The organism is Shewanella sp. SM29 (genome assembly GCF_025654245.1).
In the GTDB taxonomy this organism is placed as follows: Bacteria; Pseudomonadota; Gammaproteobacteria; order Enterobacterales; family Shewanellaceae; genus Shewanella; species Shewanella oncorhynchi.
Map to the genome: position 1 here is coordinate 78,379 of NZ_JAKKRN010000005.1, position 21,501 is coordinate 99,879.

Consider the following 21,501-nt stretch of genomic DNA (forward strand, 5'->3'; position numbering starts at 1 on the left):
TATAATCTCGACTTTATAACATGATGGTTTCGCACTGATTTTGGTGCTTGCTATAGGATTTAGGATGTGAATGTGCCAAATAAATCACTCGCTGAGGCTGAATATAATCAATTTAGGTTGTTCTTAGAGCAACACAGCGGCATCGTACTGGGTGAAAATAAGCAATATCTTGTGCGCAGTCGTCTTGCTCCTTTGATGGGCAAATATAACCTGCCATCCTTATCTGATGTGGTTAAGCATTCGATGAAGCCTACTGAGCGTGCGCTCAGAGCTGAAGTGATCGATGCTATGACGACCAATGAAACCCTTTGGTTCCGTGATCGTTATCCATTTGAGTTGTTGAATAATGTCCTACTACCTGAATACAGTCGTCTGGGGCGTCCGCTCAAAATTTGGTCTGCGGCTTGCTCGTCAGGCCAAGAGCCATACTCATTGGCTATGACTATTCTTGAGTATCAACAGAAGAAGCCTGGTGCCTTGGCTGGTAGTGCTTCGATTCAAGCAACGGATCTATCTCCTTCCATGTTAGAACGCTGCAAAAATGCCGAGTACGATAGTTTGGCATTAGCGCGTGGTTTATCTGAAGAACGTAAGCGTCAGTTTTTTGATGCATTACCTTCAGGTAATATGAAGTTAAAGGATAATGTGAAGCGGTTGGTGAACTTTAGAGCGCATAATTTGCTTGAGAGTTATAGTCTGCTTGGCAAGTTCGACATTATCTTTTGCCGCAATGTGCTGATTTATTTTGCACCAGAGGCAAAGGCAAAAATTTTGCGGCAATTCGCTGCCGCTCTCAATCCCAAAGGGATTTTATTTCTCGGTGCATCAGAATCTATCGCTGGTTTAACGGACGAGTTTGATATGGTTCGTTGTAACCCTGGCATTTATTACCAGAAAAAGACTTAACTCAGCCGCTCTAAAGAAAATTACCGACAATTGTCGGTAATTTTTTACCCATCACTTGCTCATCCTTGTTGTTATTCTCAAAATTTTCCTGATGTTGGCACATGAATTGCTTTATTTTCGTGAGAACACGAGGAGGCAATTTTATGGCGATCAATTTTGATAATGCACTGGGTGTGCATCAATACACTCTCGGTATTAGAGCGCAGCGGGCTGAAGTCATTTCAAGCAATATCGCTAACGCAGATACGCCACATTACAAAGCCCGCGATGTTGATTTTTCTGCGGCAATGCAGGCCGCTCGAGGCCAACAGCAGCAGCGAAATAGTCTTGAAATGCAAGAGCCAGATAAGCATTTTGGGCTTGCGGAGTTGACTGGGCAATTTGTTAAGTTCCGTGTGCCAAATCAACCCGATACCGGTGATGGTAATACTGTTGATATCCAACAGGAACAATCGGCATTCATGCAAAATGCACTTGAATATCAAATGTCGCTAGGTTTTTTAGATAGTAAGTTTAGTGGCATGAAGAAAGCGTTGAGAGGGGATTAATCATGAGTTTATTTAGCATATTTGATGTTGCTGGCTCGGGAATGTCTGCTCAATCGGTCAGGCTAAACACCACCGCGAGCAACATAGCCAACGCGGATTCCGTCTCGAGTAGTGTAGATAAGACCTATCGTTCCCGTCATCCCATTTTTGAAGCCGAAATGGCTAAAGCCCAAAGTCAGCAACAAGCTTCTCAAGGCGTTGCAGTAAAAGGCATTGTAGAAAGTGATAAACCACTACTGAAAGAATACTCGCCCGATCATCCTATGGCGGATGCGGACGGCTTTATTTATAAACCGAATGTTAATGTCATGGAAGAAATGGCAGACATGATTTCTGCTTCGCGCTCATATCAAATGAATGTTCAAGTCGCTGAAGCAGCTAAGTCTATGCTGCAACAAACACTTGGGATGGGTAAATAACATGTGTTACTTAGGAGGTAAGCTGTGAGCCTCATTAATCAAATTAACCAAGCGTCGGCGCAGACGGCTCAAAATAAGAGTCAGCCAAATGCCGTTACGACGAATTCATCAACCAGCTCAACGGGTAATCCGTTTCTTGATGGCATACGTTTGCCAAAAGATTCAATAGTACCGGAAGCAAAAAGCCAGCAGTTAACTCAAGATGACTTTTTCTCGTTATTAAGCCAACAGTTATCGATGCAAGATCCCTTTAAGCCCGTCGACAACGACCAAATGATTGCGCAGATGGCATCATTCTCGACGGTTGATGGTATTACTAAGTTGAATAAGGAAATCGTTAATTTAAACGGTGTTATGACATCAAGCCAAGCATTACAGGCATCAGGACTTGTTGGTCGCAAGGTATTGATCCCAACTGATACAGGTAACATTTCAGCTGAAAGCCCAACAATAAAAGGTGTGATTAGCACGCCAGCTAAAATTCCTGAAGTTACTGTACGTGTTGAGGATGAGAAAGGCCAAGTTGTGACCACCTTTAAAGTTGATGGCAGTAAGGGGGGCAATGTCGATGTTAACTGGGATGGCCTCGATAAAGATGGAAACCCTGTAACCGCAGGTAACTATACGATCAAGGCGAGTGGTTTAGTGGATGGGAAATCCCAAGAATTGCCAGTCTCGACCTATGCTCATGTGACCAGCGTTTCTCTCGGTACGGCCAGTACTGGCGCGATTCTTAACTTGAGAGGCGGTATGGGCATCAAGTTAACCGATGTGTTAGCTGTGTCTGAAACCTAAGTTTGCCTAAAAGAATTTTTGCAGTATCCGAATTGGGCGTAAGTCGCTCATAAATGAATTGAGTCAAGTGTAGAGGTGAATTATGTCGTTTAACATTGCATTGAGTGGCATTTCTGCCGCGCAGAAAGATTTAAACACTACGGCGAATAACATTGCTAATGCGAACACCATTGGCTTTAAAGAGTCCCGTGCTGAATTTGCGGATGTTTACGCTAATTCTATTTTTTCAAATGCTAAAACTGCTGTCGGTGGTGGTGTTGCGACGAGCCAAGTGGCACAGCAATTCCATCAAGGTAGCTTACAGTTGACGAATAACTCCCTTGATATGGCGATTAAAGGGGGTGGCTTTTTCGTTACTGCTTCTGAACTGGGTACATTAGACCACTCGTTTACCCGTGCTGGAGCATTTAAGGTAGATAAAAATAATTACATGGTTGATTCTGCTGGTAATTATTTGCAAACTTTCCCAGTGGATAAAGATGGGAACTCAACATCAGTGAGTTTAACGACGGCTAAGCCGGTACAAATACCAGACACTGCGGGTAGCCCTGTAAAGACTGAGAATGTTACTTTACAAATGAACTTAAATGCTAAGGAAAGTGCACTCGACCCCGCGGCATTCGATCCTCTAGATGCAAAAACCTACAATAACGTTACATCAATGACAATTTATGACTCACTCGGTGAGCCACATATTATGACCACTTATTTTGTTAAGCCCAAAGATGGTTCGTACAATGGTGAGAACAATTGGGTGGCTTACTATGCTGTTGATGGAAAGCAAGTAGATCTAGCCGGTCCTGCTGGTACTTATCAAACAGATACCACCGGCGATGGTACACCTGATGCAACGGGCACGGCTCAAACTGCTGGTGGTTGGAAAGGCTCTGTACTCAAGTTCAATTCTGTTGGTGTCTACACTGGTAGTGATCCTGCTATAGTCAAGACTGAGGCTTTGGGCGTCAGTGGTGCGGGTGTTTTAGGGGCTGGTGCCGATGGTACTCAAGATTTGACTGTGAAGTTTAATGCCCCAACGCAATATGCGGCTCCTTTTGGTGCAACTGAGTTGACGCAAGATGGTACGACTGTAGGTCGCTTAACTAACGTTGAAATCGGCGAAGATGGTTTAGTGACCGCGAGTTATTCTAATGGTTCAACCGTGCCTTTAGCACGGGTTGCTTTAGTTCGTTTTGCTAACGAACAAGGTTTAACGCAAGTGGGTAATACGTCGTGGAAGGCTAGTTTGAACTCAGGTCCAGCGTTAGCGGGTGAGGCAAATAGTGGAACTTTTGGTAGCATCAGTTCATCGGCGTTAGAGCAATCGAACATCGATTTGACGACTGAACTGGTTGATTTAATTTCGGCGCAGCGTAACTTCCAAGCAAACTCCCGTACCCTTGAAGTGAATAACACGCTGCAGCAAACCGTATTACAAATCCGCTAATCATTACTTTATTTAACTAAGTGTTGCCGCCAGTGGCAACACTTAGCCTTTATCCTGCTGTCAACTCACTTCATTTCCTTATTCTTCAATTTTATCAGTAAATTAAAATCAATGTTTATTGGCACGATGCTTGCTTTGATATCGTCATGTAGAAAATTTGACGGAGCAGTCTGTGGACAAATTCCTTTATGTCGCCATGAGTGGCGCTAAGCAAAATATGAATGAGCTGGCACTCCGTGCGAACAACTTAGCCAATGCTAATACCGATGGTTTTAAATCAGATATGGCGCAGGCCAGATCGATGCAAGCCTTCGGTGAAGGGTTGCCTTCAAGGGTGTTTGTGATGACAGAATCTCCGTCAGCTAATTTTCGCTCTGGTCCGATAAAAACCACTGGACGGGATCTCGATGTTGCCATTAAAGGCGATGGCTGGTTTGCCGTTCAGGCGAAAGATGGCAGTGAAGCTTATACCCGTTCAGGTAGTCTCAGTTTCGATGCGACGGGCATGTTGTATAACGACAGAGGCAATCCCGTGATGGGGGATGCTGGCCCGATAGTGCTGCCATTACCTATTGATAAAGTGTCAATTTCACAGGATGGCATAGTGTCTGTTCGCCCTCAAGGGGCGACTGCTGAAGTGATAGAAGAAGTGGCGAGATTGAAGTTAGTTAATCCCGGCAATGCGCAGATGATGCGTGGTGAAGATGGATTATTTCGACAAATGTCAGGTGAACCAGCACCAGCTGACCCTTTCGTCGCAGTTGAAAGTGGTGCCGTAGAGGGCAGTAACGTTAACCCTGTTGATGAAATGGTGTCTTTGATTGATCTTCAGCGCCAGTTTGAATTGCAAGTCAAGATGATGAAAACCGCGGAAGAGAATGATCGCGCTTCATCTTCATTAATGCGTATTAGTTAGGAGATAGATTATGCATCCGGCGTTATGGATTAGTAAAACTGGCTTAGACGCACAGCAAACTGATATTTCAGTGATTTCAAACAACGTAGCGAACGCTAGCACTGTGGGCTACAAAAAAAGCCGCGCAGTATTTGAAGATTTACTCTATCAAACAGTTAACCAAGCGGGTGGTGTTAGTGCTTCTAACACTAAGTTACCCAACGGATTAAACATAGGTGCGGGTACGAAAGTCGTCGCCACTCAAAAAATGTTTACTCAGGGTAACATGCTGACGACGGATAACTCGCTGGATCTTATGATTGAAGGTCCTGGATTTTTTGAAATCCAGCTCCCTGATGGAACCACTGCTTATACTCGAAATGGTCAGTTTACCTTAGACGATACGGGTCAGATTGTGACGCCAGGTTCTGGCTATTTGCTACAACCCGCGATCACTATTCCTGATAATGCGACCAGTATTACCGTTTCCGCGGAGGGCGAAGTTTCAGTAAAAACCCCAGGTACCGCTGAGAACCAAGTCGTGGGTCAGTTGACTATGACGGATTTTATTAATCCATCGGGTCTAGATCCTATGGGACAAAACTTATATACGGAAACTGGTGCGAGCGGCACGCCAATTCAAGGTACCGCTTCGTTAGATGGCATGGGTGCTATTCGTCAAGGCGCCTTAGAAACCTCTAATGTGAACGTGACCGAGGAACTGGTGAACCTTATCGAAAGTCAGCGCATTTACGAGATGAACTCAAAAGTGATTTCAGCGGTAGATCAGATGCTGTCTTATGTGACTCAGAATTTATAGAGGCAAACATCATGGCTAGATATCTTGTGTTGGCCGTCGCGTTATTGCTTGCAGCTTGTAGCTCGACGCAAAAGAAACCCCTTGCGGATGATCCCTTTTACGCGCCGGTATACCCAGAGGCACCGCCGACAAAAATTGCCGCAACTGGCTCTATTTATCAAGACAGCCAAGCATCTAGCTTGTATTCGGATATACGCGCCCACAAAGTCGGTGACATTATCACTATCGTATTGAAGGAATCGACTCAAGCTAAGAAGAGTGCAGGCAATCAGATCAAAAAAGGTTCAGACATGAGCTTAGATCCCATCTTTGCAGGTGGTAGTAATGTGTCCATTGGCGGAGTGCCAATTGATTTGCGTTACAAAGATAGCATGAACACTAAGCGTGAATCGGATGCGGATCAGAGCAATAGTCTAGATGGCAGCATCTCGGCAAACGTGATGCAAGTGCTAAACAACGGCAGCTTAGTGATCCGTGGTGAAAAATGGATTTCAATCAATAATGGTGATGAGTTTATTCGTGTCACTGGTCTCGTTCGTTCGCAGGACATTAAACCCGATAACACTGTCGATTCAACGCGAATGGCTAATGCCCGTATCCAATACAGTGGCACAGGCACTTTCGCAGATGCTCAAAAAGTGGGCTGGTTAAGCCAGTTCTTTATGAGCGACTGGTGGCCCTTCTAAGGAGTCGTATCATGAAATATAAACTGGTGTTAGCCGTTGCCATGCTAGTGTTTTCTCTACCTAGTCAGGCTGAACGAATTAAAGATATTGCCAATGTGCAAGGTGTGCGTAGTAACCAGTTGATTGGTTATGGCTTAGTGGTCGGTTTACCGGGAACGGGGGAAAAAACCAGTTATACCGAGCAGACCTTTATGACTATGCTCAAAAACTTTGGGATTAATCTTCCTGACAACGTCAAACCGAAAATTAAAAACGTTGCAGTGGTAGCCGTACACGCGGATATGCCTGCCTTTATCAAACCTGGTCAAGATCTTGACGTGACGGTATCTAGCTTAGGCGAAGCCAAAAGCTTACGCGGTGGCACATTATTACAGACCTTTTTGAAAGGGGTAGACGGTAATGTGTATGCGATCGCCCAAGGTAGTTTAGTGGTGAGTGGTTTTAGTGCCGATGGTTTAGATGGTTCAAAGGTGATTCAAAATACGCCAACTGTAGGTCGTATACCGAATGGCGCAATTGTTGAGCGTAGTGTAGCTACCCCATTTTCAACTGGCGATTATTTGACGTTTAACCTACGTCGTTCGGATTTCTCTACTGCGCAGCGAATGGCCGATGCGATCAATGATCTATTAGGTCCTGATATGGCGCGTCCTTTAGATGCGACGTCTGTTCAGGTAACTGCTCCACGTGATGTATCACAACGGGTCTCCTTTTTAGCAACGCTTGAAAACCTTGATGTTGTTCCCGCAGAGGAATCTGCCAAAGTGATCGTTAATTCACGTACTGGAACCATAGTGGTTGGGCAAAACGTACGCTTACTCCCTGCGGCGATTACCCATGGCGGCATGACTGTCACGATTGCGGAGGCGACACAGGTTTCGCAGCCTAACGCGTTGGCAAATGGTCAAACAACCGTCACGAGTAATAGTACGATCACAGCGACAGAAAGTGACCGCCGTATGTTTATGTTTAATCCAGGCACTACGCTGGATGAGCTGGTTAGAGCGGTTAACTTAGTCGGCGCAGCCCCTTCAGATGTGTTAGCAATACTTGAAGCATTAAAAGTGGCAGGAGCTTTGCATGGTGAACTTATCATCATCTAATTTCTGTCGGGAAAATCATGGAAAAGCTTTCAAGTTCATCACATTTTCTTGACCTGGGCGGGCTAGATTCACTCCGCGCCCAGGCTCAGAAAGATGAGAAGGGCGCCTTGAAAAAGGTCGCCCAACAATTTGAAGGTATTTTCGTGCAAATGCTGATGAAAAGTATGCGCGATGCCAATGCGGTTTTTCAGTCTGATAGTCCACTCAATAGCCAATACACTCAGTTTTACGAGCAGATGCGCGATCAGCAGTTATCGGTCGATTTATCTGACAAAGGTGTATTGGGCCTTGCCGATATGATGGTGCAGCAACTCTCTCCCGAAACAAGTCATTTCACGCCTGCATCGGTATTGTGTGACGATGGTGGCATGAAAATGCTCCACGACGATAAAGCGCTTAATGTGCCTATGCAGAGTTCAGCCGCTCCTGTGGTTGAACCCACAGTTGTAAATCATGGTGTGCCGGCTGCTATCGCTCGGCCTGTATTTGAACCGGATAGAGCTGAAGATGCCAATTCATCAATGGACATTGATACGCCTAATCGTTCACTGGCTATCGATACGCCTAAGCCGAGCTGGAGTGAACAATCACTTTCAGTGGTAGAACCTGTGATTAGCGGCCAAGTTTTGCCGACGGCAGCATTTAGGGAAACCCAAAAGATTGTCAGGTTCGGTAGTCGAGAAGAATTTTTAGCGACCTTATATCCACATGCTGAAAAAGCCGCAAAAACATTAGGTACCCAACCAGAAGTATTATTAGCGCAATCGGCACTGGAAACTGGTTGGGGACAAAAAATCGTCCGCGGCAATAACGGTGCGCCGAGTCATAACCTATTCAACATTAAAGCTGATCGTCGTTGGTTAGGCGATAAGGCTAACGTCAGTACCCTAGAATTTGAGCACGGTGTTGCTGTCCAGCAAAAAGCTGACTTCCGAGTTTATAGTGATTTCGAGCATAGCTTTAACGATTTTGTGTCCTTCATTGCCGAAGGTGAACGTTATCAAAATGCGAAAAAAGTGGCCGCTTCCCCTACTCAATTCATCCGAGCTTTGCAGGATGCGGGTTATGCCACTGATCCTCGATACGCTGAAAAAGTGATTAAAGTGATGCAGTCGATCAGTGAAGAACTGAAATCAATTCTGCCAGGAGAAGACAAATGATGAATCTTACAACCCTGTTTGTTCATAGGAGTGTCAACTAATGGCTGTTGATCTACTGAATATAGCGCGAACTGGGGTGCTTGCCTCCCAGTCGCAACTGGGTGTTACCAGTAATAACATAGCTAACGCCAATACCGCTGGTTACCACAGACAAGTGGCAACCCAGTCGACTCTTGAATCGCAGCGTTTTGGTAGTAGCTTTTATGGCACGGGAACTTACGTTAATGACGTTAAGCGTATCTACAATGACTATGCTGCAAGAGAGTTACGCATTGGCCAAACAACGTTAAGCGCCGCCGAAGCCAGCTACGGTAAATTGAGTGAGCTAGATCAGCTGTTTTCACAGGTAGGTAAAGTTGTGCCACAAAGCTTAAATGACCTGTTTTCGGGGCTGAATAGTGTGGCTGATTTGCCTGCAGATTTGGGTATTCGGAGTTCGACCCTAACAAACGCACAGCAAGTTGCCAGCAGTCTTAATCAGATGCAGTCGTATTTGAATGGCCAGCTTAATCAGACCAATGACCAGATCACAGGTATGACTAAGCGTATCAATGAGATCAGTACAGAACTGGCAAATTTAAACCTAGAGTTAATGAAGTCGCCGAATCAGGATGCGCAGTTGCTTGATAAGCAAGATGCACTTGTTCAAGAGTTAAGCCAGTACGCTCAAGTGAATGTTATTCCATTAGAAAATGGTGCTAAGAGCGTAATGCTTGGTGGCTCAGTGATGTTGGTTTCTGGTGAAATTGCTATGACGATGGGAGTCCAAGCGGGTGATCCATTTCCGAATGAGCTCCAATTGACTTCAAGTATTGGTTCGCAAAGTGTCACTGTTGATCCGAGTAAACTTGGCGGTCAGTTAGGGGCCATTTTTGATTATTGTGATCAAACGTTAATTCCCGCGGGTCATGAGCTCGATCAATTAGCCTTGGGCGTGGCTGATAACTTCAATAAAATGCAAGCACAAGGTATTGACCTCAATGGGCAAGTTGGTGCCAATATCTTCAAAGATATCAACGATCCTATGATGTCTTTGGGCCGTGCAGCAGGATTTTCTGGTAATACGGGTAATGCAACGTTAGGCGTCACCATAGATAACACCAGTTTATTAACTGGTGGTGCCTACGAACTGTCATTTACCGCGCCTGCAACTTATGAGCTGAGAGATTCGAAAACGGGGGCAATTACGCCACTGACGTTAAATGGCTCGACTTTATCGGGTGGATCTGGATTTTCAATTGACATAAAAGCGGGCGCTATGGCGTCTGGCGATCGTTTTGCCATTCGCCCGACAGCGGGTGCTTCAAATGGCATTGAAGTGGTCATGAAAGACCCTAAAGGCATTGCCGCCGCATCCCCAAAGATTACCGCAGATGCCGCTAATTCGGGCAATACCCAAGTGAAGTTGACTCAAATTAGTAATCGTAATGCCACAAATTTCCCTGTAACGGGCAGTGAGTTGACGATAAAGCTCGATACCACAGTTGTGCCTCCAACCTATGAAGCATTTGACGCCGCGGGAACATCCCTTGGGGCTGCAGCCCCTTATACTCCTCCGAATATTAGCGCTTTTGGTTTTACCTTTGAAGTTGACAGCAAAGCAGCTGCAGGCAATGACAGATTTACCTTCGATTTATCCTTCGCAGAGGGGGATAACTCTAATGCTGTCGCTATGGCTAAGTTGAGCGAAAGTAAGGTGATGAATGGGGGAAAGTCGACCCTAGCTGATGTGTTCGAGAACACTAAGCTCGAGGTAGGCAGTAAAACGAAAGCGGCTGAAGTGCGTGTTGGTTCGGCAGAGGCCGTGTATCAACAAGCTTATGCGCGAGTTGAGAGTGAGTCGGGCGTGAACTTAGATGAAGAAGCAGCAAATTTAATGCGTTTTCAGCAAGCCTATCAAGCCTCTGCGCGGATCATGACGACTGCACAGCAGATTTTTGACACCTTATTATCCTCAGTGCGTTAGGAGATTTAACTATGCGATTATCATCCGCGCAGATTTTTAATCAAAGCATTACCAGTGTGCTGCAAAAGCAAACGGCGACCAGCAAAATTCTTGACCAATTGAGCAGTGGTAAGAAAGTCAATACTGCTGGTGATGATCCTGTGGCGTCACAGGGTATTGATAATCTGAATCAAAAAAATGCACTCGTCGATCAGTTTATGAAAAATATTGACTATGCGACAAATCGTCTTGCTGTGGCAGAAAGTAAACTCGGTAGTGCTGAAGATTTAACTGGCTCTATGCGTGAGCAAGTTATGCGAGCGATAAACGGCACACTATCAGGAACTGAGCGGCAAATGATTGCCGAAGAGATGAAAGGCAGCTTAGAGGAATTGCTCTCAATTGCCAATAGTAAGGATGAATCTGGCAATTATATGTTCTCTGGTTTCAGTACCGATAAAGAACCTTTTGCTTTTGATAACTCGACGCCGCCTAAAATAGTGTATAGCGGCGATTCTGGCGTCAAAAATAGTTTAGTACAAACGGGTGTTGCCATGGGGACAAACATCCCTGGCGATAGCGCGTTTATGAAAGCACCCAATGGACTTGGTGATTATAGCGTCAATTATTTGGCCAGCCAGCAGGGGGAGTTTAGCGTTAAAACAGCAAAAATTGCTGATGCTGCAACTTATGTTGCTGATACATATACATTTAACTTCACTGATAATGGTGCCGGTGGTACTAACTTACAAGTGCTCGATTCTGCAAGTAATCCCGTCGCAAACGTAGCTAACTTCGATGCCACTAATCCCGTTAGTTTTAATGGTATAGAAGTTAAAATTGATGGAAAACCCAGCGCTGGCGATAGTTTCACCATGGAGCCGCAGGCCGAAGTCAGTATTTTCGATACGATCAGCAGTGCGATTGCCTTAATTGAAGACCCTAATTCTGCCAACACTCCCCAAGGTCGAGCTCAGTTGGCACAGATATTGAATAACATCGATAGTGGCGTCAATCAAATTAGTTCTGCCAGAAGTGTGGCGGGGAATAATCTGAAAGTTGTCGAAAGTTACAAAGAGGCTCATACCGAGGAGAAAGTGGTGAATTCATCAGCGCTATCACTCTTGGAAGATCTCGATTATGCATCAGCGATTACGGAATTTGAAAAGCAACAGCTTGCATTGAACGCAGTCTCTAGCGTGTTTAGTAAGGTGGGTTCTGTTTCCCTGTTCGACTTTATTTAACAGAAAGCAAGTACCTATCCATCTGTAAGATAAATTGTTAAAAATTTAGCCAAGCTCCAAGCCTTGGCGGTATAACTAGGAAGAGGAACTCAACATGGCTATTACAGTAAATACCAACGTGACTTCAATGAAGGCACAAAAGAATTTAAATACTTCCAGTAGCGGTTTAGCGACCTCAATGGAACGTTTATCCAGTGGTCTACGCATTAACAGTGCAAAAGATGATGCCGCTGGTCTAGCCATTTCTAACCGCTTGAATAGCCAAGTGCGTGGTTTAGATGTGGGTATGCGTAACGCAAATGATGCGATTTCAATTGCTCAAATTGCCGAAGGTGCGATGCAAGAGCAAACCAATATGTTGCAGCGTATGCGTGATTTGACCGTTCAAGCGGAAAACGGTGCGAATAGCACTGATGACTTAGCAGCATTACAAAAAGAGATGGATCAATTAGCAGAGGAAATTACTGCTATAGGTGATAGTACGGCGTTTGGTAACACCAAATTAATGACTGGTGGCTTTTCTGCGGGTAAAACCTTCCAAGTAGGGCACCAAGAAGCTGAGGATGTCACTATTTCGGTAGGGACAACCAATGCTGCAAGTTTATCTGTCAATTCATTATCCGTAGCGACTTCAGCTGGTCGTTCAACTGCACTTGCGAATATTGATGCTGCCATTAAAACAATTGACAATCAACGAGCCAATTTAGGTGCGAAGCAAAACCGTTTGGCCTATAACATTAGTAACAGTGCTAATACTCAAGCCAACGTTGCTGATGCTAAGAGTCGTATCGTGGATGTCGATTTTGCGAAGGAAACTTCAGTTATGACTAAGAACCAAGTGTTACAACAAACGGGTTCTGCAATGCTTGCACAGGCTAACCAGTTACCTCAAGTTGCATTATCTCTTCTTGGTTAATGTTATTTGCGTGATGTTATATGAAGCACTTTTGCCTACTTGTTCTAGAATTATCTAGAAAAGTAGGCAAAGTTTTATAGGAGTTGATATTTATGTTTATGATAATTAGAGTTATTTTTTAAAATCAAGATATTTTAAAAAATAACTCTAAAGTTAAAAAAGATGCTGCCGTTAAATATACTGTAACCACTAAGACCCGCCTGGCTTAAGTAGACAGGCAAGTTCACAAGCCAGGTATAAAGAGGAAACGATCATGGCCATTACAGTAAACACAAACGTCACTTCATTAAAAGCTCAAAAGAATTTAAATACTTCCGCAGGCGGTTTGGCCACATCTATGGAACGTTTATCCAGTGGTCTGCGTATTAACAGTGCCAAAGATGACGCTGCTGGTTTAGCGATATCGAACCGACTAAACAGCCAAGTGCGTGGCCTTGATGTTGGTATGCGCAATGCTAACGATGCCATTTCAATCGCCCAGATTTCTGAAGGTGCGATGCAAGAACAGACTAACATGCTTCAACGTATGCGTGATTTGACAGTACAAGCAGAGAACGGTTCTAACAGTACTGACGATTTGACAGCATTGCAAAGCGAAATTGATGAACTGGCATTAGAAATTACAGCAATCGGTGATACAACTGCATTTGGTAGCACAAAATTACTGAATGGTGATTTCTCCGCAGGTAAGACCTTCCAAGTCGGACACCAAGAAGGCGAAGACATTACGATTTCAGTAAAAGCAACGAATGCTGGTGCGTTATCTGTTAATAGTTTGTCGGTTGCAAGTTCAGCTGGCCGTTCAACTGCACTCGCTGCGATTGATGCTGCCATTAAAACGATTGATAGTCAGCGTGCTAACTTAGGTGCTAAACAAAACCGTCTAGCATACAACATTAGTAACAGTGCTAATACTCAAGCCAACGTTGCTGATGCGAAGAGTCGAATTGTGGATGTGGATTTCGCGAAAGAAACATCACAAATGACCAAGAACCAAGTGTTGCAACAAACGGGTTCTGCAATGTTGGCCCAAGCCAACCAGTTACCTCAAGTGGCCTTGTCACTGCTGTAGTTTTAAGCAGAATAGTGAGAAAGTGATAAGGGAGGTTCGGTAACGGATCTCCCTTTGCCACTTTAAAAGGTTAATGTAGTTTTATAGGGTAATTTTAATGTAACCATTTAAAGTTATTACTAAATTTGCTGAGGTATGGCTATGGATATCAATATAGCAAGTTCACCTTCTATGCTTCACAGTAAGGTTGATTTAGCTCAAACGCCGCTAAAAGCATCTGCTCCAGATGCTGAATTAAAGCGAAATACGGCTATTGAACAAGCTGCGGAACAAGATGTGACGAAAAATGAACAGAATCCAAGTAAGCTAGCTCAAGTTGCCACAGAGTTGTCTGATATGATGTCTATGATGCGTAAAGGTTTAGCATTTAAGGTTGATGAGAACTCTGGACAAGCTGTTGTGACTGTACTTGACCGAGATACTGGTGATGTCATTAGACAAATGCCGAGTGAAGAAGCATTAGCCTTGGCAGAAAAACTATCAGAAGTCACAGGGCTTTTGATGAAAACAGAAGCATAAATATTTGTAAGTACGTTTGATTGAGAGGTCTATATGGCATTAACAGCGACAGGCATGGGATCTGGCCTTAAAATTAGTGAAATTGTGCAAGTTTTAGTTGATGCCGAAAAAACACCGAAAGAAGCGATGTTTAATAAAACAGAAGACAGCATCAAAGCAAAAGTTTCTGCCATGGGAACCTTAAAAAGTGCGTTGTCTACGTTTCAAGATGCCTTAAAAAAACTTCAAACTGGTGATGCCCTCAATTTGCGTAAGGTTTCTGTTAGTAATCAAACTTATTTGTCAGCAACAACAGACAAAACGGCACAAGCGGGTAGCTATGGTATTAAAGTTGAGCAACTTGCGGTAAATCATAAAATTGCTGGAAAAAATGTTGCAGATCCTGCATTACCTGTAGGTGAAGGGAGCCTTGATTTTGGTATCAATGGTAAGAATTTCTCCATTGATGTTTCGGCTACCGATTCACTTGCTGCGATTGCTAAAAAAGTTAATGAATCCCCAGATAATGCGGGCGTAACTGCAACTGTTATTACCAGTGATGCAGGCAGTCGATTGGTTTTTAGTTCAGATAAGTCAGGTGAAGACAATCAAATTAGTATTACAGCTAATGACACGACTGGAACTGGACTAAATGATATGTTCGGTGCTGGTAATATCTCCACGCTTCAAGATGCTAAAAATGCAGTTGTTTATATCGATAATCAGAAAGTTACCTCGCAAACTAATGAAGTTAAAAATGCTATTGCAGGGGTGACGTTAAACTTAACTGATGCTGATGTTTCTAAGACGACTACGTTAAAAATTGAACAAGATGATGATGCAGTAAAGACAAATGTGAAAGCTTTTGTCGATGCCTACAATAGTTTAGCGACTGCAGTTGATAAAATGTCATCTTATGATAAAGAGAAAAAAACAGCCGCTGCATTACAGGGCGACTCTATGATCCGTTCTATAGAATCGCAACTCCGAAGTATATCGAGTGAACGAGTGCCAACTGATAGCGGCAGTTCGATAGCATTATATGATATTGGTATAAAAACAGATAGATATGGTAAGTTGTCTGTCGATGATACTAAACTTAATAAAGTCATCTCTGAAGATATGGCCAGTGTTGAGGCATTATTCTCGACACCAGATAAAGGGCTTGCTAATCGCTTTAATGATCTTGCTGATAGTTATGTCAAGTCTCGAGGATTAATTGCGTCACGTCAAACCGGATATACTAATCAACAAAGCCAGCTTACAGATAGAAGAGAAGCTTTCACGCTTAAAATGGATCAACTAACAGCCCGTTTAACGAAGCAATTTAATGCGATGGATCTTGTCGTTGGAAAACTAAATCAGCAGAGCAGTGGTCTTGTTGATCGTTTGAATTCGCTTCCTGGAGCTGTTAAAAAACGATAGTGAAATTATAAATGAGTAAGGGGAGTATAAGTGAAACAACTCGATGAGCTTAATGTCCTTTTGAGTGAAAATTTAAATAAACTGACTCAGCTTCCTGCTGAAGAGCCTCAATCTGACGAGTTGGTGTCGAACTTGCAAGTACTGGTTGGAGAGCGTCAAATTTTACTCAATGTATTAGTGGCTGATGCTAATATGACAGATGTTGATTATCTTCAACATCAGCTTGAACTTACTCAAGAGTACACAAGTAAAGCAAGTATTGTTATGGCAGATAGACAAGCATTATTACATGCAGGTAATAAGAATAAGCGCCAGATTAGTGTTTATGAGACTATAGATTTAAACAGGTAGGTGTTTATGAGAGGATCACTGCAATCGTATCGTAAGGTGTCTTTAGAGAGTGAAATTACTGTTGCGTCACCACATCGTATTATTCAGCTTATGTTTGCGGGGGCACTGCAACGTTTAGCACAAAGTCGTCTTGCGATTGAACAAAATGACTTGTCTAATAAAGGTATGTACATTGGCAAAGCTATTGGGATTATTACTGGTTTAAACAATAGCCTAGATATGGATGCTGGTGGCCAGATAGCTAGAAATTTGAGTGATTTATATGACTTTATGTTGCGTAGAATTTCTGAAGCTAACGTAAATAATGATGTGAAAGCGATTGATGATGTATGTGATATTTTACGTACTATCAAAGAAGGTTGGGATGCAATTCCTGCAGATAAACATAATATTTCTGCGCATTCTGAAGCGGGTTAATATCTTATTTCGTGATTAAAAATAGACGCACTGGTTGCGTCTTTTTTTTGGCTAAAAGTCAAAGTATTGACGTTTTAGACTAGAATCATGATGTAAATGAACTAAAATCAATTCAGTTTGGCATAAACCTCATCTGAGGCTTGCTTCTCGTCTGCTGATAATACAATATTCATCACAAGTAGTGATGGTGGCACAGATTGTTACATTGAATTTGTTAAGCTTTTACAGCAACTAATCATAAATAATTAATGCGAATTAATACATATTAGAGCTTTACGGCCTACTGAATGATGCAAACAGATCAACGAATTTTACTTATCGGCCCTCCATCAGAGCGATTAAATCGCCTGTGTTGCATTTTGGATTTTTTAGGTGAGCAATTTGTACAAATTGACACCGAAAAATTAAGTGCTAGCCTCCAAGATACCCGTTTTCGAGCTTTAGTTATCCTAACTGATGTTATGGATGCTGATGGGCTTAAAAACATCGCAGGTCAACATCCATGGCAACCTATGCTGTTGCTTGGCAATGCTGACGATCTGCAAGTGTCTAATATTCTTGGACATATAGAAGAACCTTTAACGTATCCTCAGCTCACTGAATTATTACACTTTTGCCAAGTATTCGGTCAAGTTAAACGGCCTCAAGTCCCTACTAGTGCGAATCAAACAAAGTTATTCCGAAGCTTAGTGGGACGCAGTGATGGTATTGCGAATGTGAGGCACTTGATAAATCAAGTAGCAACATCTGAGGCAACCGTGCTTGTTCTGGGTCAATCAGGTACAGGTAAAGAAGTGGTCGCCCGTAATATCCATTATTTGTCTGAGCGCCGTGACGGTCCATTTATCCCTGTTAACTGTGGTGCTATACCGCCTGAGTTATTAGAGAGTGAGCTATTTGGTCATGAAAAGGGGTCATTTACGGGGGCAATCTGTTCTCGTAAAGGCCGTTTTGAATTAGCTGAAGGTGGTACACTATTTCTCGATGAAATAGGAGACATGCCACTACAAATGCAAGTTAAATTACTCCGTGTGCTGCAAGAGCGGGTATTTGAGCGCGTTGGTGGTACTAAGACTATTAATGCTGATGTACGCGTAGTTGCTGCGACACATAGAGATTTAGAAACCATGATCAGCGTTAATGAGTTCCGTGAGGATCTTTATTATCGCTTAAACGTATTCCCGATTGAAATGCCTGCGTTGTGTGATCGCAAGGACGATGTGCCTTTGCTATTACAAGAGTTAGTTAGCCGAGTCTATAACGAAGGACGTGGTAAGGTGCGTTTTACGCAGCGTGCGATAGAGTCGCTGAAAGAACATGCTTGGTCGGGCAACGTGCGCGAGCTGTCTAATTTAGTCGAACGCCTCACCATTTTATATCCGGGTGGATTGGTCGATGTTAACGATTTACCTGTCAAATATCGCCATATCGATGTGCCCGAATATTGTGTAGAGATGAGTGAAGAGCAACAGGAACGTGATGCTTTAGCTTCTATCTTTAGCGATGAAGAGCCGGTTGAAATCCCTGAAACGCGTTTCCCTAGTGAGCTGCCGCCTGAAGGTGTGAACCTTAAGGATTTGTTAGCAGAACTAGAAATAGACATGATACGTCAGGCGCTAGAGCTACAAGATAATGTCGTAGCTCGCGCTGCTGAAATGCTTGGAATACGCCGTACAACGCTTGTAGAAAAAATGCGTAAGTACGGAATGACAAAAGATTAGTTTTCTATTTTATTGTTATATAAGTTGTTTTAACCTCTAAAGTTCAATTTCCAATTTGGCATAGATACTGCAGTCACCCCGTCATAAGCAATTTTTTGACGGAGTGACTATGTCAGCCAACCCACTAGCGCAAATTGAGTCATTCAAGCACACTAGCAAACAATGGAACCAACTGCGTGAGGCCGCGAATATGTCCAATCGAATGGAGCATATTTTACAGGCTATGCCATCTGGCGTGGTGATTATCAATGGCGACGGTATAGTCACGGATGCAAATCCGGTTGCAGTTGAATTACTTGAGCGCTCCTTGTGTGGTGTTCGCTGGATTGATGTGATTCACAGTGCCTTTGCGCCGCAGGACGATGATGGCCACGAAGTGTCACTGCGTAATGGCCGCCGCGTTAAATTAGCGATTACGCCATTGACGCCAGAGCCTGGTCAATTAATTGTGCTAACTGATCTGACTGAAACCCGGCTATTACAGAAAAATATCTCCCATCTACAACGTTTATCTGCACTGGGCAAGATGGTAGCAACTTTGGCTCATCAGGTGCGCACGCCTTTATCTGCCGCTTTGTTATACGCTTCAAACCTTGCGAGTCCGAAGTTATCCGATGCCGCTAAAGCTAAATTCCAACAAAAACTTGTTGATAGACTCAATGAACTCGAGCGGCAGGTTAACGACATGCTATTGATGGCGAAAGGTCGTCAGGATGAACTTGGAGATCTAATCTCATTGGCTGAGGTTATCGACAATGTTTTGGCAAATTGTGAGCCGATAGCGGCAAAGCAAGGCTGTGACTTGTCATTTGATGATGCATCAAGCAGCTCGATGTTAGCTAATTCCAATGCATTAAGCTCGGCGATTAATAATTTAGTCATGAACAGCATAGAAGCCGGAGCAACTGAAATTCGTATCCAAGCGAAGGAAGAGGGCGAACGGTTATTATTGGACGTCATCGATAATGGTAAAGGCTTAGACGCCACTATGCAGCAGAAGGTATTTGAACCTTTCTTTACGACTAAGTCGCAGGGAACTGGGCTTGGGTTAGCCGTTGTGCAATCTGTGGTGCGCAATCATGGGGGGCAACTGCAACTCTGTTGTGTACCGAATAAAGGCTGTACTGTGTCTTTAGTATTCCCACGGGCTAAATCCGCGGTGATATTACCTTTGGAGATTACCCATGTCTGAAGCAAAGTTATTGCTCGTTGAGGATGATGCTTCATTACGTGAAGCCTTGTTGGATACCTTAATGCTGGCTCAGTATGAGTGTGTTGATGTTGCCTCCGGTGAAGACGCTATTTTAGCCTTGAAACAACATCAGTTTGATTTAGTTATTAGCGATGTGCAGATGCAAGGTATTGGTGGTTTAGGTTTATTGAACTACCTGCAGCAGCATCATCCTAAGTTGCCAGTGCTGTTGATGACGGCCTACGCGACTATTGGTAGCGCGGTGAACGCTATAAAATTAGGTGCTGTTGATTATTTAGCCAAACCTTTTGCACCAGAAGTGTTACTCAATCAAGTCTCACGCTATTTGCCATTAAAACAAAATGTGGATCAGCCCGTCGTCGCTGATGAAAAAAGTTTAGCCTTATTAGCACTTGCTCAACGGGTTGCCGCCTCCGATGCCTCTGTCATGATCTTAGGTCCTAGCGGTTCGGGTAAAGAGGTTTTGGCCCGTTATATTCATCAACACAGTAGCCGTGCTAATCAAGCCTTTGTGGCCATTAACTGTGCCGCTATTCCTGAGAACATGCTCGAAGCCACCCTTTTTGGTTATGAAAAGGGTGCATTTACGGGTGCCTATCAAGCGTGTCCGGGGAAATTTGAGCAGGCTCAAGGTGGCACTTTGCTGCTCGATGAAATCTCTGAGATGGACTTAGGCTTACAAGCTAAGTTGTTGCGGGTTTTGCAAGAGCGTGAAGTTGAGCGTTTAGGTGGCCGTAAAACCATTAAATTGGATGTGCGCGTGCTTGCCACATCCAATCGTGATTTAAAGGCAGTGGTCGCAGCTGGCGGATTTAGGGAAGATCTCTACTACCGAATTAACGTATTTCCTTTAGCTTGGCCTGCGTTAAGTCAACGTCCTGCAGATATTTTACCTCTTGCGCGTCATTTACTGGCTAAACATGCTAAGGCATTGAATGTTGCCGATGTGCCTGAGTTGGATGAGAATGCGCGTCGACGTTTATTGAGTCATCGCTGGCCAGGGAACGTACGTGAACTCGACAATGTGATCCAGCGTGCTTTGATATTAAGAGCCGGTCAATTGATCACCGCCAATGACATTATTATCGATGCGCAGGATGTGATTTTAAGCGGTGAAGATCTAGAACCATTTTCTTCTGAGCCAGACGGTTTAGGTGAAGAGCTCAAAGCTCAAGAACATGTGATTATTTTAGAGACCCTTAATCAATGCCAAGGAAGTCGTAAGTTAGTCGCCGAAAAGCTAGGAATTAGCGCACGAACCCTAAGATACAAGATGGCAAGGATGCGTGATATGGGGATCCAACTGCCAAATTAGTCTATAAATTCAAGTTATCATCCCGCAGCCTCCACATTGAGTGTGAGGCTGTATTTATTAAAATACACAACCGTAAAAGTGGCTCATTTCATCCAAAATCCTTAGATATTGACATCTTCTTATCCCGTCAATTTATTATCAATCACGACCATCTGAAAACTTGGCCGTTATTTTGCATTGTCCCGTTATCGGTATTTTGATCGTCAAGAATTCGACGACTGGGAGCTCAGCATGCAAATAGGCGCAAATTCATTCCTGCAGGAAATGCAGAAACTCCAAGGCGAAATAACGCCGTCGTTTGGCGTTCAGCCAAATATCATGCAGCAAGTGAATAACACCAGTGGTGCAGACTTCGGTCAGTTGCTATCGCAAGCCGTCGGCAATGTCAGCGGCTTACAGTCTGCATCGTCAAACCTCGCGACACGTTTAGAGATGGGTGATACTACCGTTTCTTTATCGGACACTGTGATTGCCCGTGAGAAAGCGAGTGTTGCTTTCGAGGCGACAGTGCAAGTGCGTAATAAGCTTGTCGAAGCCTACAAAGAAATAATGAGCATGCCTGTCTAGGCCAGTGAATAACCCAATTAGCAGGTACGAATCGTGAGTAC

General features: G+C 43.8%; 22 protein-coding genes. All 22 read left to right on the forward strand.

Going from position 1 to position 21,501, the window contains the following annotated elements; genetic code table 11:
* Positions 1-66: 66 nt before the first annotated feature.
* The gene (locus L5L77_RS04990) at positions 67-906 is read left to right on the forward strand and encodes a CheR family methyltransferase (RefSeq protein WP_168824478.1); all 840 of its coding nucleotides are present in this window, start codon (positions 67-69) and stop codon (positions 904-906) included.
* 143 nt (positions 907-1,049) lie between these two features.
* Entirely contained in the window at positions 1,050-1,454 is a 405-nt protein-coding gene (gene flgB, locus L5L77_RS04995; RefSeq protein WP_113939454.1) for a flagellar basal body rod protein FlgB, read from the forward strand.
* 2 nt (positions 1,455-1,456) lie between these two features.
* Positions 1,457-1,873: a flagellar basal body rod protein FlgC gene (gene flgC, locus L5L77_RS05000; protein ID WP_006085646.1), complete on the forward strand. Its 417-nt coding sequence runs from the start codon at positions 1,457-1,459 to the stop codon at positions 1,871-1,873.
* 24 nt (positions 1,874-1,897) lie between these two features.
* Positions 1,898-2,668 (forward strand): flagellar hook assembly protein FlgD, encoded by a 771-nt coding sequence (gene flgD, locus L5L77_RS05005; RefSeq protein ID WP_168824475.1) that lies wholly within the window; start codon positions 1,898-1,900, stop codon positions 2,666-2,668.
* Positions 2,669-2,750: 82 nt separating this feature from the next.
* Positions 2,751-4,112: a flagellar hook protein FlgE gene (gene flgE, locus L5L77_RS05010; protein WP_105251929.1), complete on the forward strand. Its 1,362-nt coding sequence runs from the start codon at positions 2,751-2,753 to the stop codon at positions 4,110-4,112.
* 172 nt (positions 4,113-4,284) lie between these two features.
* Positions 4,285-5,028 (forward strand): flagellar basal-body rod protein FlgF, encoded by a 744-nt coding sequence (gene flgF / locus L5L77_RS05015; protein ID WP_263222198.1) that lies wholly within the window; start codon positions 4,285-4,287, stop codon positions 5,026-5,028.
* Between the two features lie 10 nt (positions 5,029-5,038).
* Complete coding sequence (gene flgG, locus L5L77_RS05020; RefSeq protein WP_028761205.1) at positions 5,039-5,827, forward strand: flagellar basal-body rod protein FlgG; 789 nt, start codon at positions 5,039-5,041, stop codon at positions 5,825-5,827.
* 11 nt (positions 5,828-5,838) lie between these two features.
* Positions 5,839-6,513 carry a flagellar basal body L-ring protein FlgH gene (gene flgH / locus L5L77_RS05025; RefSeq protein WP_028761204.1) on the forward strand — a complete coding sequence of 225 codons (675 nt, stop codon included), beginning with the start codon at positions 5,839-5,841 and terminating at the stop codon, positions 6,511-6,513.
* 11 nt (positions 6,514-6,524) lie between these two features.
* Positions 6,525-7,616 (forward strand): flagellar basal body P-ring protein FlgI, encoded by a 1,092-nt coding sequence (locus tag L5L77_RS05030; RefSeq protein WP_028761203.1) that lies wholly within the window; start codon positions 6,525-6,527, stop codon positions 7,614-7,616.
* A 17-nt stretch (positions 7,617-7,633) separates the two neighbouring features.
* A complete protein-coding gene (gene flgJ, locus L5L77_RS05035) occupies positions 7,634-8,776 on the forward strand; it encodes a flagellar assembly peptidoglycan hydrolase FlgJ (protein ID WP_263222200.1) in 1,143 nt (380 codons plus the stop codon).
* 40 nt (positions 8,777-8,816) lie between these two features.
* On the forward strand, positions 8,817-10,742 hold the full coding sequence (flgK, locus tag L5L77_RS05040; protein WP_263222202.1) for a flagellar hook-associated protein FlgK: 1,926 nt from the start codon (positions 8,817-8,819) through the stop codon (positions 10,740-10,742).
* 11 nt (positions 10,743-10,753) lie between these two features.
* Positions 10,754-11,965: a flagellar hook-associated protein FlgL gene (flgL, locus tag L5L77_RS05045; protein ID WP_263222204.1), complete on the forward strand. Its 1,212-nt coding sequence runs from the start codon at positions 10,754-10,756 to the stop codon at positions 11,963-11,965.
* A gap of 94 nt (positions 11,966-12,059) precedes the next feature.
* Positions 12,060-12,881 carry a flagellin gene (locus L5L77_RS05050; RefSeq protein WP_105251933.1) on the forward strand — a complete coding sequence of 274 codons (822 nt, stop codon included), beginning with the start codon at positions 12,060-12,062 and terminating at the stop codon, positions 12,879-12,881.
* Between the two features lie 253 nt (positions 12,882-13,134).
* A complete protein-coding gene (locus L5L77_RS05055; RefSeq protein WP_028761198.1) occupies positions 13,135-13,953 on the forward strand; it encodes a flagellin in 819 nt (272 codons plus the stop codon).
* A gap of 141 nt (positions 13,954-14,094) precedes the next feature.
* Positions 14,095-14,472 carry a flagellar protein FlaG gene (locus tag L5L77_RS05060; protein ID WP_131523081.1) on the forward strand — a complete coding sequence of 126 codons (378 nt, stop codon included), beginning with the start codon at positions 14,095-14,097 and terminating at the stop codon, positions 14,470-14,472.
* A 33-nt stretch (positions 14,473-14,505) separates the two neighbouring features.
* Complete coding sequence (fliD, locus tag L5L77_RS05065) at positions 14,506-15,876, forward strand: flagellar filament capping protein FliD (protein WP_131523082.1); 1,371 nt, start codon at positions 14,506-14,508, stop codon at positions 15,874-15,876.
* Between the two features lie 30 nt (positions 15,877-15,906).
* Positions 15,907-16,227, forward strand: coding sequence for a flagella biosynthesis chaperone for FliD, FliT (locus L5L77_RS05070; RefSeq protein WP_168824469.1), 321 nt, complete (start codon positions 15,907-15,909; stop codon positions 16,225-16,227).
* A gap of 6 nt (positions 16,228-16,233) precedes the next feature.
* Positions 16,234-16,644, forward strand: a complete 411-nt coding sequence (gene fliS / locus L5L77_RS05075) for a flagellar export chaperone FliS (protein WP_028761195.1) — start codon at positions 16,234-16,236, stop codon at positions 16,642-16,644.
* A 287-nt stretch (positions 16,645-16,931) separates the two neighbouring features.
* The gene (locus tag L5L77_RS05080; RefSeq protein WP_317629703.1) at positions 16,932-18,365 is read left to right on the forward strand and encodes a sigma-54 dependent transcriptional regulator; all 1,434 of its coding nucleotides are present in this window, start codon (positions 16,932-16,934) and stop codon (positions 18,363-18,365) included.
* A 109-nt stretch (positions 18,366-18,474) separates the two neighbouring features.
* The gene (locus tag L5L77_RS05085) at positions 18,475-19,557 is read left to right on the forward strand and encodes a sensor histidine kinase (RefSeq protein ID WP_263184941.1); all 1,083 of its coding nucleotides are present in this window, start codon (positions 18,475-18,477) and stop codon (positions 19,555-19,557) included.
* Positions 19,550-20,893 carry a sigma-54-dependent transcriptional regulator gene (locus L5L77_RS05090; RefSeq protein ID WP_173243795.1) on the forward strand — a complete coding sequence of 448 codons (1,344 nt, stop codon included), beginning with the start codon at positions 19,550-19,552 and terminating at the stop codon, positions 20,891-20,893. Before L5L77_RS05085 ends, L5L77_RS05090 begins: the two co-directional genes overlap by 8 nt.
* Before the next feature lie 231 nt (positions 20,894-21,124).
* Positions 21,125-21,460 carry a flagellar hook-basal body complex protein FliE gene (fliE, locus tag L5L77_RS05095; protein WP_028761191.1) on the forward strand — a complete coding sequence of 112 codons (336 nt, stop codon included), beginning with the start codon at positions 21,125-21,127 and terminating at the stop codon, positions 21,458-21,460.
* The last annotated feature ends 41 nt before the right edge of the window (positions 21,461-21,501 follow it).